This is a genomic window from Candidatus Poriferisodalis sp., from assembly GCF_965203655.1.
Lineage (GTDB): Bacteria > Actinomycetota > Acidimicrobiia > Acidimicrobiales > Poriferisodalaceae > Poriferisodalis.
The window spans coordinates 768,395-784,398 of sequence record NZ_CBDBDD010000009.1; the positions used below are offsets into that span (position 1 = coordinate 768,395).

General features: G+C 68.6%; 11 protein-coding genes. All 11 read right to left on the reverse strand.

Features of this window, described 5'->3' with window-relative positions:
- Positions 1-38: 38 nt before the first annotated feature.
- Entirely contained in the window at positions 39-1,376 is a 1,338-nt protein-coding gene (locus ACOGW9_RS14905; protein ID WP_419912623.1) for an acyl-CoA carboxylase subunit beta, read from the reverse strand.
- Positions 1,377-1,386: 10 nt separating this feature from the next.
- On the reverse strand, positions 1,387-2,304 hold the full coding sequence (locus ACOGW9_RS14910) for a LysR family transcriptional regulator (protein ID WP_419855867.1): 918 nt from the start codon (positions 2,302-2,304) through the stop codon (positions 1,387-1,389).
- A gap of 276 nt (positions 2,305-2,580) precedes the next feature.
- A complete protein-coding gene (locus tag ACOGW9_RS14915) occupies positions 2,581-4,860 on the reverse strand; it encodes an aconitate hydratase (protein WP_419912626.1) in 2,280 nt (759 codons plus the stop codon).
- A gap of 101 nt (positions 4,861-4,961) precedes the next feature.
- Complete coding sequence (locus tag ACOGW9_RS14920; RefSeq protein WP_419912628.1) at positions 4,962-6,047, reverse strand: class I SAM-dependent methyltransferase; 1,086 nt, start codon at positions 6,045-6,047, stop codon at positions 4,962-4,964.
- A gap of 117 nt (positions 6,048-6,164) precedes the next feature.
- Positions 6,165-7,052, reverse strand: a complete 888-nt coding sequence (locus ACOGW9_RS14925; RefSeq protein ID WP_419912630.1) for a M15 family metallopeptidase — start codon at positions 7,050-7,052, stop codon at positions 6,165-6,167.
- An 85-nt stretch (positions 7,053-7,137) separates the two neighbouring features.
- On the reverse strand, positions 7,138-8,118 hold the full coding sequence (locus ACOGW9_RS14930; RefSeq protein WP_419912632.1) for a lysophospholipid acyltransferase family protein: 981 nt from the start codon (positions 8,116-8,118) through the stop codon (positions 7,138-7,140).
- Positions 8,108-9,697 carry a lactate racemase domain-containing protein gene (locus ACOGW9_RS14935; protein WP_419912634.1) on the reverse strand — a complete coding sequence of 530 codons (1,590 nt, stop codon included), beginning with the start codon at positions 9,695-9,697 and terminating at the stop codon, positions 8,108-8,110. The genes ACOGW9_RS14930 and ACOGW9_RS14935 overlap by 11 nt, the downstream gene beginning before the upstream one ends.
- Entirely contained in the window at positions 9,694-12,075 is a 2,382-nt protein-coding gene (locus ACOGW9_RS14940; RefSeq protein ID WP_419912636.1) for an HAD-IB family phosphatase, read from the reverse strand. Before ACOGW9_RS14940 ends, ACOGW9_RS14935 begins: the two co-directional genes overlap by 4 nt.
- 55 nt (positions 12,076-12,130) lie before the next feature.
- Positions 12,131-13,141 carry a hypothetical protein gene (locus ACOGW9_RS14945; RefSeq protein ID WP_419912638.1) on the reverse strand — a complete coding sequence of 337 codons (1,011 nt, stop codon included), beginning with the start codon at positions 13,139-13,141 and terminating at the stop codon, positions 12,131-12,133.
- A gap of 5 nt (positions 13,142-13,146) precedes the next feature.
- Entirely contained in the window at positions 13,147-14,271 is a 1,125-nt protein-coding gene (locus ACOGW9_RS14950; protein WP_419912640.1) for a D-alanine--D-alanine ligase family protein, read from the reverse strand.
- A gap of 65 nt (positions 14,272-14,336) precedes the next feature.
- Positions 14,337-15,995 (reverse strand): Mur ligase family protein, encoded by a 1,659-nt coding sequence (locus ACOGW9_RS14955; protein ID WP_419912642.1) that lies wholly within the window; start codon positions 15,993-15,995, stop codon positions 14,337-14,339.
- Positions 15,996-16,004: the final 9 nt, after the last annotated feature.

The window sequence follows — 16,004 nt, forward strand, 5'->3', positions numbered from 1 at the left end:
ATGTACCCAATATGTCGCTCCGCCGCGAATCCGACGGCTTACAGGGGCGTGTTGTCGTGCCGGCGCTGGCGCAGCCGCTCGCGTTTGGTCGAGAGCATGTCGAGCGTGTCGATGAGCTCGCGCCTGGTGTGAGCGGGATCGATCACGCTGTCGACGTAGCCGCGCTCGGCGGCGACATAGGGGTTGAGGTAGGTGCCCTCGTAGTCGGCGACATAGTCGGCGACCTCGTCGGGGTCGGCGCCACGGCGCAGGATCTGGGCCGCCTGGGAGGCACCCATCACGGCCAGCTCGGCGCTCGGCCACGCCAGGTAGACGTCGTTGCCCATCGTCTTGGAGTCCATGACGATGTACGCGCCCCCGTAGGACTTGCGCAGCACGACGGCGACTCGTGGCACGGTGGCCCGTGCATAGGCGAATGCGAGCTGAGCGCCGTGACGGATCATGCCGCGCCACTCCAAGTCCTTGCCGGGGTAGAAGCCGGGCGTGTCCACCAGCGTGATCAGTGGCAGGCCGAAGGCGTCGCAGAAGTTGACGAAGCGGGCGCCCTTCTGGCTGGCGGCGATGTCGAGCGTGCCCGCGATGCTCATCGGCTGGTTGGCCAGCACACCCACCGCGTAGCCCCCCAGCGATGCGAAGCCGGTCACGATGTTGGGCGCCCAGCCGGTTCTCAGCTCGACAAAGCAGCCGTCGTCGACCAGTTCGCCGATGATGTCGCGCACGTCGTATGCGCCAGTCGCCTGGGTAGGCAGCAGGGCCCCGGCCTCGGGCGTGAGCCGCCCGCGCGGATCGGCAGTGTCGATGGTCGGCGGCAGCTCGTCGCAGTGGTGCGGCAGGTACCCCAGCATCTCGGTGAGCGTTTCGAGCACGTCATCCGCAGACGTGATTGCGCACGCCGTCCCAGAGGCCCGGGCGTGAATAGGTGCGCCGCCGAGCTCGTCGGGCCCAATGACGACGCCGGTCATCTCCTGCACTGGCACGGGACCGCTGACGAACGCATACGCGTCGTCGGCCATCACGACGATGTCGGCGAGGCCGATCAGCAGTGCGATGCCCGAGATTGCCTGGCCGGTGACCCCGGCCAGGATCGGGACCACACCCGAGCAGCGAACGAGCACCCGAGCGGCCTCGCCCCAGCCGTGCAGCGCGGCGACGCCGTGATGTGCGTCGGCGCCGCTCGAGGACAGCATGAGCACGACGGGAAGCCGCTTGGCGAGGGCGGTCTGCAAGCCGGCGACGATTGTCTCGCTGTCGGCCGGCGCAAGCGCACCGCGTCGATGGGGGCTGTCGGCGGAGATGAGCATGGCCGTCCGGCCACCGAGCGTGGCGACGCCGGCGGTGACATGTCCACTGGCGCCAGCCCGTAGCTGCAATTCCACTGTGGTGAGGTTATGCGGCAGTTACACCGGGGATGCGGCGGGCGACGCTTCGCATCACCGTGCGCAGCACGTCACGGGTTGCAGCCGCTGGTGCGGAGAGCATGCCCCGGCGGCGGATTGCGAGCGCGACCTGGCGGGGAGGCAACCCGGTCACGGTGAGCACGCTCCAGTCGCCTCGATCGGTCCAGACGGGAATCGAGGTGATCGGCACGATGGCCGGGCCGTAGCCCTGAAAGGCCAGCGTGGCGGTCAGCCGGATGCCGTCGAGTTGGGCCAGCGTCTGCAGCCTCACGCCGTGCCGGGCGGCAGCGGAATCAATCTGCGTGCGCATGACCGAATCCGGCGGTCCGAGCAGCAACTCGTGCTGTTCGAGTTCGGCGAAGCTCACCTCGCGGTCACCCTGTTCGGCAAGGGCGTGCCCGGTGGGGGCGATGACCACGAATTCCTCGGCGAACAGGGGAGTCGCCACCAACTCCTCGTGGTCGAGCGGGGCGTTCATCACGGCGAGGTCCAATTCGCCGCCTTCAAGCAGGCGGATCAGCGCCAGGGTGGTGGAGTCGACCACCATGGCGTCCACGTCGGGATGGCGCCGCCGCAGCTCATCGAGGAACGGCGGCAGCAGCCACCTTCCGGGAGTGCCGATGATGCCGAGGCTGACCTCCCCGGTGACGTGGGAGGTCATCGACGCCACATCGGCCCGCATCGCGGCGATCTCGGAGTTGATGCGCTTGGTGCGCGCCAGCACCACTTCGCCTTCCGGCGTCAGCGATCCCACAGCGCGATCCACGAGCACCGCGCCCAGCTCGTCCTCCAACCTGGCGATGTGGCTCGACACGTTGGACTGCACGGTGTGCAGCGCCCGAGCGGCTGCGGAGAAGCGCCCATGCTCGGCCACGGCGGCCAGCGCTTCGAGGTATCTGAGGTCCATGAGGCCACAGTAGCGCCGGACGGCGCACTATCTCTCAAAGAGATTAAAACTATCTGCCCTAACTGCTGGCCCGATAGTGAAGCCGACGCTAATTTGATCTCGAGCGGTTACCCCAAGCCGTTTCACATATCGCACTGCCGCACGGTGTCCCCCCACCCAGGCAGGCGAATGCCGGATCGGAAGCCCCCGCTCCGACCGGCTCCAGGTCGAAGCGTCCCCCACGCCCAGCGACCTCAGCGAAGAAGCCGGCCCTCCCCCCGGGCCGGCTTCCTCGCGTCAAAGCGAGGCTCGGATGATGTTGAGCGCCGAGCCTGCCTTGAACCATTCGATCTGGTCGTCGCTGAACGTGTGGTTGGCCTCGAACGAGAACGTGTCGCCCGACGGCTTGCGCACCTCGACGGTGACCGGGCGGCCCGGCGCCAGATCGGCGAGCCCCAGCACCGAGATCCGATCATCCTCATCGATGTGGTCGTAGTCGGCAGGATCCGCAAACGTGAGCGGCAGCATGCCCTGCTTCTTCAGGTTGGTCTCGTGGATGCGGGCGAAGCTGCGGCACAGCGCGACCAAGCCGCCCCGAAAGCGCGGCTCCATGGCGGCGTGCTCGCGGCTCGAGCCCTCGCCCATGTTCTGGTCGCCGATCACCACCCAGTTCACGCCGGCGGCGTGATACGCCTTCGCGATCTCCGGGTACGGCTGCGTCTCGCCGGTCAACTGGTTCTTGCCGTGCCCGACGTCGTACCCGTCGAAGGCATTCACCGCACCGAGGTACAGGTTTCCCGAAATGTTCTCGAGGTGGCCCCGGTAGCGAAGCCACGGGCCGGCCATGGAGATGTGATCGGTGGTGAACTTGCCCTTGGCCTTGACCAGCACCGGGAGATCGGCGTAGTCGTCGCCGTCCCACGCTTCGAACGGCTCGAGCACCTGCAGGCGGTCTGATGTCGGCGAGACCCGTACCTCGACACTGCCCGGATCAGCCGGCGGGGCCACGAACCCGCTCTCGCCGGGATCGAAGCCGGCCGGTGGCAGCTCCACGCCCACCGGAGTCGGCAGCGTGACCGGCTCCCCGGCATCGGTGTGCAGCACGCCTTCGACGGGATCGAAGTCGAGCGTTCCCGCCAGCGCCAGCGCCATGACGGTCTCGGGTGACGTCACGAATGCCAGCGTCGCAGCGTCGCCGTCGTTGCGCTTGGGGAAGTTGCGGTTGTAGGAGGTGACGATCACGTTGGCCTGGCCGGGGACGTAGTTCTCGTCGCCGGAGCGGTCCCACTGGCCGATGCAGGGCCCGCAGGCGTTGGCGAGCACGGTGGCACCGAGCGCCTCGAAGTCGGCGAGCAGCCCATCACGCTCGATGGTGGCCCGCACCTGCTCCGAGCCGGGGGTCACGAGCAGCTGTGTCCGTGCCCGCAGCCCCTTGGCGGCGGCGTCGCGGGCGATCGAAGCAGCCCGGGTGATGTCCTCATAGCTGGAGTTGGTGCAGCTGCCGATGAGCGCTGCGCTGATCTGCAGCGGCCAGCCCTCGGCTTGGGCCTCCGCGCCCAGGGCCGACACCTCACGGGCGAGGTCGGGCGTGTGAGGACCGTTGATGTGAGGCCGCAGTTGCGACAGGTCGATCTCGATGACCTGGTCGTAATGGGCGCCAGGGTCGGCCATGGCCTCGTCGTCGGGCCGCAGGTGCTCGGCGACCGCGTCGGCCGCCGCGGCCACCGCGGCGCGCCCGGTGGCCGACAGGTAGCGGGCCATGGCAGCGTCGTAGCCGAACAGTGACGTGGTGGCGCCGATCTCGGCACCCATGTTGCAGATCGTGCCCTTGCCGGTGGCGCTCAGCGACTCGGCGCCGGGGCCGAAGTACTCCACGATCGCCCCGGTGCCACCGGACACTGTGAGGATCTCGGCCACCTTCAGGATCACGTCCTTCGGCGCGCTCCAGCCCGACAGCTCGCCGGTCAGATGCACGCCGATGACCTTGGGCCACCGCACGTTCCAAGCGAAGCCGGTCATGACGTCGACGGCATCGGCGCCGCCCACGCCGACTGCCACCATGCCCAGCCCGCCGGCATTGGGCGTGTGGCTGTCAGTGCCGATCATCATCCCGCCAGGGAAGGCGTACTGCTCGAGCACAACCTGGTGGATGATGCCGCTGCCGGGCTTCCAGAAGCCTGCGCCGTAGCGGGCGCACACGCTCTCGAGAAAGTCGTATACCTCCTCGTTGTTCTCCGACGCGGCGAGCAGATCGCGCTTGCCGTCTTCACGGGCCTGGATGAGATGGTCGCAGTGGGTCGTGGTGGGCACCGCCACCTCGTCCAGCCCGGCGGTCATGAACTGCAGCCACGCCATCTGCGCCGTGGCGTCCTGCATGGCGACACGGTCGGGCGCCAAGTCCACATACGAGACACCCCGTTCGAGCTCCTGTTCACGGTGGGACAGGTGCGCGATCAGGATCTTCTCCGACAGCGTGAGCGCTCGGCCCAATCGCTCACGTCCGAAGGCCACAGCGTCGGCCAGTCCGGCGTACACCCCTTCGATCAGCTCGATCGGAGTACTCGCGTGAACGGCCATGTGTCCTCCCGGGTTCGTCGGCGTGCTCAGCCCATGCGCAGCGGCTGAGCCTGCTCGCCGTCGAACCTATCTAGAGGATGCGGCTCTTGTTCGCTGCGCGATCAAGGCCGGACTTCGTAGTAGAGGTTCGCGGCGTCGTTGAAGTCATGCTCGGTGAAGCGTGTGAATCCGGCGGCAGCGGTCATTTCGCGGGCCTTCGCCGGATACAGGCCGAGCGTGCCGAGTCCCATGCCGCCGGGCTCGCTCAGCGCCGACTGGAGGCAGCTCGTGACCGAGAAGCCGTAGAACATGGCCAGCATCGGGTTGCGCCGGTCCAGGTTGAAGTCGCCCTTGGAGCGGATGTCCTTGATGAGCAGCGTGCCGTCGGCGTCGAGTGCGGCCCGGATGGCATCCAGCGCGTCGTCGGGCCGGGGCATGTCGTGCAGGCAGTCGAAGGTGAGCGCCAAGTCGAAGTCGCCCGTGGCGGGAACGTCGGAGGCGCCGGCCTCGACGAACGTCGTGTTCTCCAGACCCGCGTCCTCGGCACGTTCCTGTGCCTGCTGGACCGCGATGGCCGACGGATCGAAGCCAACCACCTCCGAGCGAGGCCACTTCTCGGCGATGAGGCACGCAGACACTCCCGCCCCGCAGCCCACGTCCAGCACTTTGGCGCCGCGTTCCAGCTTGGCCACGACGCCGTCGAGGCCTCCCAGGATCACCGAGGTGAGGTTCTGGCGGCTGAACGGCCCGGTGGTGCGGGCCAGCCCGGCAGCCGCACGGGGGCCTTGCTGCTCGTAGGTCATGCCGATGCCGGTGCGGAACGAATCGAGGATCAAGTCCAGGACCTCGTCGCCGAGACCGCCGCGGAAGGCGCCCATGGCGAAGTGGAGCGAGCCATCCTCATCGACGAGCAGCGCCTCTGCCTCGGGCGACAGCGAGAAGGCGCCGTCGTCGTGATCGACGAGGCCCGCAGCAGCCACGCCGTACATCCACTCGCGCACCAGCCGCTCGGCGAGGCCGGTTGCCTCCGCCACATCGTGGCTCGTGGCGGGCTGGGTCTCCGAGAGGGCGGTGAACAGCCCGAGATGGTCGCCGATGTGCAGCATCGCCGACACCATCTCGCCCTTCTTGTACGTCCACACTTGAAATGCGAGCTTCTTCAGGAGATCGGGATCGATCTCACGCCGCTCAGTTGCAGTCTCAGCCATCCGCAAGAAGCTACTCGCCCTGTGTTTCCCGCTCATGTTCCCCATTCCCATGCGATTGGGCTCACGGGCCGCTCAGGCCCTGGCTTCGGCTGGCGGCTCAGCCTCTTGGCCGGTCGCTCAGGCGGTGCAGAGAGGGTCGTCGCCGGTCGGGGGCTGATGGAAGCACAGGATCGCCTTGACGCCGACGTAGGTGAACTCCCACGGCTCGGGCACCGGGCCCTGCCGGCCGCCGTCAGGGGGGTAGCTGGGAATCCAGCCGTGCTTCTTGGCATTGGCGAAGTTGTCCGCGGCCAACCACTCATAGGCCGGCGATTCGCCGAACTTGCTATCGCTGAAGCCTTCATGGCCGATGTCAACGGCGTAGCCGGTGTGGTGCTTGGAGTAGCCGGGCGGCGCCGAATGCTTCATGCGTTCTGCGAAGTCGTCTAGCTCGTACGGCGTTTCGAGCGGTCGCAGGAACACCTGGCGCTGGTAGCGGTGACCGCGGTAGGCAGAGACGAGTCTCAGCTCGATGTCGTGAGCGGCAGCGTCTCGGGCCAGTGCCAGCCATGCCTTCGCTGCCGGATGCTGCAAAGCGAGGCCATCGTCGATGAGGCGCATCAACGCGTAATCGGCCGGCAGGGGCCGGCGCTGGTAGCCGCGTTCGATGGCCTGGGTACGGATCCCCTCGTCCATCTCGGCCGAATCGGTGATCGTCGGCGCGGCCGAGACCGACGACAGGTTCGGCAGCTCTGCCGTGGTGAACAGCTCGTTGAACTCCGGCCCGGTGAAGTGAGGGAAGGACAGCGAATCGAGGCCGGCGGGCGCGGGCTTCTGCCATCGAGACTTGGGTTCGTGTGCGTGTCGTGGCTGCTCCCACGGTCCGATAATCGGGTCGGCGATGTGCCAGTGCCCCTCGATCGAGCTCGCGCCTGCGGCATGCGGCGAGGCGAGCGCGCCGACGGCGAAGGCCAGCGCGGCTGCCGCCCAAGCCAGGCGACGATCAGTTGACACCAGCGTGCGCATCAGCCATCGACACCACCAATCGAACGATACGAGCTGGCTGCGATCCGGCGGCGTCTTTGAGCTGCCCGCCCGCTGGCGGATGGCTCTACACGTAGGGCCAGCGACGCTTGGAGACCGTTGAGCTTGCCTGGGGGCTTGCTTCGGGCGGCGGCTTGGTGAGCGCCCAGCGGCGACGCCAGGCCGACCCCGGCGGTCCTTCGATACCCGGGCTGTCGGAACTGTGCAGGCGCCGGCGGGCGGCGAACCAGTTGCCGGTCGCGGTCTCGTCGGCGAGGCCCTCGACTGCTGCCTGCAGGCGCCTCGTGAACCGGCGGTTGTTCTCGCCCTCGTAGAAGTCGAGCGGGCGACCGAAGTTGATCACCGAACGGGCTCGCCTCGGCCACGCCCGACCCTTGCGCAAGATGTCGAAGGTGCCCCGGATGTGCACCGGCACGACCGGCACCCCCGCCTGCTTCGCCAAGAAGGCTGCGCCAGGTCGAAACTGCTGACCCCAGCCGTCCCGGGATCTGCCGCCTTCGGGATATATGACCAGGCTCCAGCCGCTGCGCAGCAACCCGACGGCCTTGTCGATGGTGCGACGGTTCAGCGCAGTGCGCTCGATCGGTATGGCTCCCACGAAGAGCGCCGAGATCGCCGATGTGAAGCGGTTGCCGAAGAAATAGTCCGCGGCGGCACCCACCACCAGGCGGTTGCACCACGGCTCGGGGATCGATGTGACGATGACCGCTGTGTCGGCGTGGCTCTGGTGATTGGCGACGAATACCGCGGGTCCGTCCAGCTCGCTGATCCGGTCGACTCCCTTGACGGTCGGCTGGGCGTAGTAGCGCACCAGCGCGCGAACGATGGTGTCGCGTGCCACCCGTCGGGCAACCCGAGCCGGGAAGCGCCGAGCCCAGTCGGTGTCGTAGTTCGCCCCCACGTTGACCGGCAGGGGCATCTGACCCCGGGGGGTTGCGGCCGCTCGCAGCGGGAATTCGGCGCCGCGCATGATGCGAGTCACCGACGCCCTCGTGCGCTGAGCGCGCTTGGCCCCGAGGTGGGAGATCGGGGGCTTCTCAGACGACATCGGCCATCAGCATGGGCGGATTGCGAAAATGAGTGACCGACGGGTCGCGCCCGACCACGTCGGTCGCCATCTCGAGCGCATCATTCAGCGTCGAAGCCGAACGGAAGCCCATGCGCTGGGTGGCGGCTTTGTCGCCGCCGACGATGATCACCCCGCCCACATGCTCGAGTGCGTGCGCGCACCAGTACCACATGTAGAACGGATGCACGCCGTGGTAGGCGTACGAGGTCCGGTACAGGTGCCGGTACCACTCGTCTTCGGCGTAGCGCTTCTCGTACCGGTGCTCGATGACCTCCGGATCGGTGGTGTCGGCCAGCACCTCTTCGAAGAAGTCGATGTAGCTGGGATGGTGGACCGGGTGGAACTCCCACGGCGTGGGGTGCGACATGATCACCACGCCGCCGTGACGGACGAGCGGGCGGCCCCGGTACAGGTTGAAGAAATAGCCGAGACCCAGGCACGCCACCAGGATCGGGTTCATGATCGAGTTGACGTTGTAGGGGCACAGGTACGGCAGCCCCATCGTCAGCACGTCGGTCTGGCCCTCCACACGCACGAGGTGCTGGCGGTAGACGTTCTCCAGCGTCCGTTCGTGGACCGCCTCGACCTCGCCGGCCTGAATCGAGGTGAGCCCGTAGGGCGCCCGGATGTTGTGGAAGATGCGGCGGGCCTGGCGGCGGGACATCAAATCCAGCGCCGTCTTGGTGCCCATCAGCATCATCCGGTCACGCGGGGACATCTCCCATTCGCGCTTCTGCAGGTAGTCATACGGCGAGGGGAACGTGTCGTTGTTGAGCGTGGTCTCGATCTGGAAGACCTTCACGCCGGCGTCGGCCAGCAGGCGTCCCTGGCGCCAGTTGCGCGTGTGCAGCTCTGAGTGCTCGGGGTCCATGAACGATGTCGAGTGCAGCATCGTGTGCACGTTGTGGTGGTGGCGCAGCGCCGTGTAGGGCGACAGTCCGGTAGCGACGCTCTTGTGGCCGCCGTCCATCGACACCAGGTTGATGTTGACGTATACCAGCAGGTCCGACTCGGCGGCTCGCTTCGAGATCACCACCTCCTCACCGGCGTCGGTGGTGCCCAGGTGGGTGAGCGCGTCGGGGTCCTCGGCGTCGAAGTTGTAGAGCTGGCCGTGGGGTGCGAAGGCGTCGTACACCCGGTCGCCGACGGCGTGGCGGAGCTCGGCTTCGGTCATGCGCCGGTGCAACGCGAGTGCGGCGATGAGATGCACGTCGTCGACTCCTGCAGCCGCCGCCATGTCGAGGATCTGCTCGATGATGCGGCCGCGGATATCCGGTGCGGCCATCGGCGGCAGCGGCAGCGAGATGTCGTCAAACGCGATGGTCAGCTTCATGCCCGGCTGCATGTACGACGCGAGCGGATCGCGGTCGCCGAGCGGGTTTGCGAGCGCCTCGGCAATGGCGCGCTCGGGATCGCGCACCGGATCGAGCGGTTCGTTCGGGTACACGACCCGGCTGCCGACCGGCAGCTTGTTGAGGCGGAAGCCCTCACCGTGGTGGAACAGGATCGGCGGGGTTGTCCGATCCACCTCGAGGACCAGTCCCTTGCGGGCGGTCATCGCCGATCTCCTGCTGTTGCGGCGGCCCGGCTCCGGCGGTGCGACCGGTCGAGGCGCTCGGTGCTGGCGCGCACACCGAAGCGCGGCGCGATGGGCAGCAGCGGCCGGGGTCCGCCGGGGGCGCGCTCCCAGTTCTCGCACAGCCACCCTCGCTTGTCGGCGATGGTGACCAACCGGGTCTCGGGGTTCACTGCGACGGGATAGCCCACGGCCTCCAGCATGGGCATGTCCGAGGCCGCATCTGCGTACGCCACGCCCTGGGACAGTTCGAAGCCCTCGGCCTCGGCCCAGTCCACCATCATCTGGGCGCGTACCTCCCCGGTGGGTGGGACATCGATCATCTCGCCGGTATAGCGCCCCTCGCGGCTGTCGATGCGCGCAGCGATGATGTGGTCGAACAGGGGTGCCAACGGGTTGACTGCCAGTTCGAGTGCGCCGGTGATGAGCACTGTTCGATGGCCGGCAGCCCGGTGCTCGCGCACCCGCCGCAGCCCCGCCGGGAAGGCCTTGGTCAGAAAGAGGTGGCTGAGCATCTCCGCAGCGTCTGCATCGAGCTGGCCCACAGGCGCGCCCCGGTAGCGACGGTAGAAGTGACGCAGGAAGTCGGTGCGGTCGCGCCGGTCGCGCCGCCACAGTCCGGGAGTCTCAGCGAGGGTGCGCAGTGCGAACCTCACCCGCTGGGATGTGTCCAGCCGGCGGGTGGCGAGCCAGGCGTAGGTCTCGACGACATTGCTGGCGATCAGGGTGTTCTCGAGGTCGAATGCGGCGAAGTGGCGGGCCGGGTCCAGCACTGCGGTGCGCAGCCGCTCGTTGCGGCTGGGCCCGGTGCGGGGCTGGGGCGTGGTCTTGACACGAGCCTGGGTGATGACCGTCGGAAGATGTACATCGGCGATGTAACCCGGCCAGTCGATGACCCGGGGATCGAAGCCGAACCGCTCCCGATCGGCGTCAGGCAGCGAATCCCACAAGTCCAGCGTCCGGTCGATGCTGTACAGCGCCTCGCACTTGCCGTACGCGCCGTAGAGCTGCACGTAGTCGCGGATCTGCTCGAGCCCAGCGCGACGCTGCGCGAGGCGCACGGTGAAGTCGTTGCGGCCCCGCATCGGCAGGTGGTTGACGATCTTCTCCGCAGTGTTGAAGACCGTCATGGCTCGGTCGAGCTGCTCTTCCAGCCCGCTCGAACCCGCATAGCGCCACTGTGTGCTGGCAGTGGGATGACCCTTGGCGTCATACACAGGGTGATCCTGGAACCACTTCATCGTCGTCTCGGTCAGCACTTTGAACCGCAGCGGGTTCACTGCCCCCGAGGCCACCTGGAAGATCTCCGGATCGGGCGTGGGCCCCTGGGCGGCCACAGCGATGATGGCTGCGGCCACCATGTCGACGGGGATGACGTCGATGACACCCTCGGGGTAGCCGGGAAAGGTGTCCAGCTCGCCTTTCGCGAACGACACGAAGAGCGGCTCAGCCATGCGGAAGCCGCGAATCCAGCCCGGTGACGGCTCGCTGAACGCCGATTCGATGATCGACGGGCGCACGATGGTGATGGGCACCCCGCCCCGCAGTTCCACCAGGGCCTGCTCGCCAAGCGCTTTGGAGTACGTGTACACGTCGGGCCAGCCGAGCGAGGTGGCGCGACTGCGGCCGGCCGTCACCATCTCGTCGTCCACCCACTCGCGGCGCAGCTGCTCGGTCTTGGCGGCGAGCATGGGCAGCCCGGCGGGACCGAGCTCCTCACGGGCGTCGCGGTGAAAACGGCGCAGACGGTCTGGCGCCCGGCTGGCTGCATCGAGATCGGCGCGGGTGCGACGCGCCGCGGACACCTCGGACCGCCAGTCGATGTCCATCGAGAACGGCGTGTCGGCGAGGAACACTTCGGCCGCCGAGCCGCGCCGGTTGCCGGCGACGTAGCACGTTGACACGGCGATGAGGTGTGGGGCGGTTCCCTCGGCCTGGCAGGCCTCGAGCAATCGGTTGGGGCCGAGCAGGTTGGTCTCGATGGAGGCGTCCAGCGGGCTGTCGAAGCTGACCGTCGCGGCGGCGTGAATGATGATGTCGCACGAGCACAGCAGCTCGCGGTCATCGTCGGACAGTGCCAGCCCGTCGATGCTGACATCGCCGGACACGACGGCGATGCGGCGCTCGCAGATGTCGTCGAAGTCGTCTGCCCAGGCTGCGCGCAGGCGGTCGAAGGCATCGTTTCGCAGCACTTCTCGCTCGACCCGGCGGCGCACGTTGGTGCGGCGACCGGGCCGCACCACGAGCACCAGTTCGCAATCGGGGACTGAGCGGAGCAGCCGCTCGACGAGCGCCGTGCCCAAGAACCCGGTCGCACCGGTGATGGCGATGCGCTTGCCGGTCAAGGCGTCGGCGATCACGACGTGTTGTTTAGCCCCATCAGGGGCCGAATACGCGCACAGCGGCCGAAAACGCTCATGCAGACGGCTCAGCGGTTATCTCGGCAAACAGCCGGGCGCAGGCTCTGACGGCCCGCCAGCCGCACGACAGAGCGAAGCGCTCATAGTCGCTTCCGGGTGCTCCGAAGGTGGCGAGATCCCGGCAGGCGGGCGCGTCGGCTGCCCCGCACAGCCGCCAGAGCTGGTCCAGATAGTCGTCGTCGCCGGGGGGAGGGTCCTGCGGCGATCGGCCCGCGAGCGCTGGCGGTGGGCCGTCGTCGCCCACCAGCAGCGTGCAATCGCGGGTGGTGCGGCCCCCGCAGGTCCAACCGAAGCTGGCGTACGCCGAGCCGCCCGGCGCCGACAGCACGAGCTGCGCGCAGGCACGGGCGCTGCCCTGCCCGCATGCATCCCACCATCGGTCCAACTCGGCGATATTGCCTGGCGCCCGCGAGTCGGGCCCGAATTCGATGCCCAGCAGACCTGCGTCGGCGCCCGGATCTCCGAGCAGCGCGCTGCAGTGCAGGTTCTCGCGGCCGCCGCAGCTGAATGCGAATGCCTCGTAGTCGCTGCCCGGGGAGGATTCGAAGAGCAGCGCGTTGCACGCGCTGGCCGAGCCCTGCCCGCAGGCGATCCACAGCCCGTCCAGGTACGGATCGTCCCCGGGCGGTGCGTCGGCGGGGTCGAAAAGCGCCGGGGCGCGCACCAGCGCCGCGGGCAGCGCCGCGTCGCGCTCCTGCGCCGGCGAGCGGATGGTCGTGTCGAGTGGCACGGCGTCGTCGGGTGTGCCGCCGCCGAGGGCGCAGATGTCCCGTGCGATGTCGGCCAGTGGTTCGTCGGCGGGGTCCAGCGGCAGCGACACTTCGTCGACCCCGAGGGCGGCTGCCAGGCGAGCGCGTTCGCAGTCGTTCAGATCGGCATTCCCGCTGCCGCCGCCGCTGTCCGTGGAGGGCCCCGACGAGGTGCACCCCGCCAGCAGCAGTGCTGCAGCACACGCAAGAACGACAGGGCGAGAGGGGGCCCCTGCGCTGGCTGCGCGGCGGTACATCGCCGCTATGCCAGCTTCGCGGCGATGGTCCCCACGGAGCGCAAGGCGGTGCCGTCGGCCCCCTGGGTGACGAAGCGGCGAGTCGGCCCGTCCAGCGCTTCCGCGATCAGATCATCGAGCAGCCCGATCAGGCTGTCGCCCTCGTTCGACCAGAAGTACCAGCTCAATGAACCAGGAATCGGGTTGATCTCGTTCACCCAGAGCCCCGCGGGGTTGTCGCCGCCGTCCCAGAGGAAGTCGATGCGCATCACCGACCGGGCCATGACGAGGCGAGCCACTTCGGCAGCTGCCGCCCTCAGTGCTGCTTCGATGGGTTGGGGAAGCGTTGCGGGCAGCTCACGCGGCGCGGTGGCCATGCCGCCTCCGCCTGTGAGGTACTTCTGGGCGTAGGTGTAGATCGTGCTGTCACTGCGCACCGGCCGCTCGACGGCGCTGAGCCGCAGCTCGGGCCAGGTCCGCACGGAGATGTTCAGGTCGATGATGTCGGTGAGGTAGCGCTGCACGACTGCCCCGTCGCGCAGCAGCGGCGACGTGCCAGCGAGGGCCCGGGCCGTTGCGAGGTCCTCGACGATCTCGATGCCGATCGACGAACCGCCGAAGCGCGGCTTCACGATGAGCGGGCCGCCGGCAAGGTCGGCCACCACGCCGTCTGCGGGCGCGTCAGGTGTCAGCAGCCACAGCGGCAGCGCGGGCAGTCCCGCCCCGGCGACGGCGCCGCTGAAGGCGAGCTTGTCCATGCAGATCGCTGCGCTGGCCTGCCCCGGACCGGTGTAGGCGACACCTGCGAGATCCAACGCGGCCGGCAGCCCGCCGTCTTCGCCGGGTCCGCCGTGACAGCAGTTCACAATGACGTCGACCGGCACCGGTCGGCGGCGCCGATCGGCCCGCACGAAGCCGACGCCGGGACGCCCCACCAGCTCGAGCTCGCTGGAGCCCCGCGGCACCCCGTCCGCGAACGCCGACGCTTCGAGCCCGGGGTCCACCTCGTGCCACGAACCCGTCGGTGACCAGTACAGCGCTACCGGATCGCGCCCGGCCTCGTCGAGCGCGTGGACGGCCTGCAGCCCCGTGAGGATCGAGATGTCGTGCTCGGGCGACGGGCCGCCGAAGCAGATGCCGGGACGGGTCATGGTGCTGACCCCGGTGATCTCAGCCGACTGGGCATCGGGGCAATGTTCTCATGGGAACCGGGTGCTCAGGGGTAGTGGTCGGGGAGGTCGTTCTCGTAGAGCACCGCGTCTCCCGACTGCAGGTGAGCGCGCACCCAGCGCACAGCTTCATCGCGATCCGCAACGCAGCGGACCGTGGCACGGGCATCGGAGCGGTCGTGCACCAGGCTGCGCGCGCCCCGGCCCCGTGTCGCCCGCCGCGCGGTGGCGCTGTCCCAGCCGGCCGCGCCGCCCAGCAGCGCAGTGCGGTTGGTGCGACCCACGATGAGAACATCGTCGGCGATCCGGGCGGCGTGCTCGCCCAGCAGGCGGTTCTCGTGCGCTTGAGTGCGCCCGAGCTCGACCATGCCGGGAGTGACCACGACGCGCCGACCGGCTTCGGTGTTGGCCAGCATCCCCAGGGCGGCGCGAGCGCCGGCGGGATTGGAGTTGTACGTGTCGTCGATCACCATGACGCCGCCTTCGCTGTGCGCAGCCGTGCGGCGATGCTCGGGAGTCGGCAGGTCGGCGAGCCGGCGAGCGATGTCCTCATCGGACACGCCGAGCACCGAGGCTGCGGCCACAGCACACGCCACGTTGCCCGGCGCGGCATGGCCGAGCGGTCGGGTGTCGATTTCCCGCCCGAACACCATGATGCGGCGCGGCACGGTGGCCTCGTCGACGAGCTCCTCGAAGGAGGCGTCGGGCGTCGGCTCCGCACCGGGTACGTCTGCGGTCGCATCCACGCGCAGCACCGCCACGTCCGCGCCGGCGTCCTGGGTCGAGCAGCGGATGACGCGCAGCCCCGAGGCGGCCAGCCGATCGGCCTCGGCCCCCAAGCCGTAGGCATCGATGTTGAGGATCGCTGTGCGGCTCGTGGCGAAGATCTCGGCCTTGGCAGCCACGATGCGATCGAGGCTGCCGAAACGCTCGAGATGCACGGGCCCGATCGACGCGAGGATCGACACCGACGGCCGGACCCATTTGGTCATGGCGGCGATCTCGCCGACAGAGAACGTGCCCATCTCGGCGATGAACACCTCGGTGCCCAGCGCGAGTTGTTCGTTGACGCTGCGGGACACGCCGGCGGTGTTGTTGAAGCTCGCCGGCGTCGCGATCACCGATCGGGTTCCCTCCACGAGCTGGCGCAGGTAGCCCTTGATCGTGGTCTTGCCGTACGACCCGGTGATGGCCACGCGCACCGGATCGATGCGTTCGAGCCGCTGCTGAGCACGGTGGACCCAGCGGCGCGACAGCACCGCTTCGAACGGTGCCAGAAGCGCCAGCGAGACATCGGTCCACAGCGGCATGCCGAACAGCAGCACTGCCAGCACCGGTGCCGCCAGCCCCGCGGCCAGACCCACGCCCACCAGCACCGACCACAGCAGCGCCAGCGTCGTCGCCAGCGTTGCGAGGCGGCGGGTCCACGCCAGCGGGCTCGTGCGTCCCCGTATGTCGAGGCCCTGCGGCCCGATCACCACCGCTGCCGCCGTGATCGACGGCGCCCACCAGTACGTGCCGCTCAGCACCACGCCGGCCGCCGCCGCTGCCAACCACACGCGGTTGGGCCAGTCGAGCAGCCACCAGCGCCGGGCGAAGCGCGAGGTACGTCCGATGCCGTAGTGCTCGCGCTGGGCAACACGGAGCCAGCGACCCGCACTGACCGCACCGGCTGCGACCGACGTCCACAGCACGACCTGATTCATCTCGCCCAG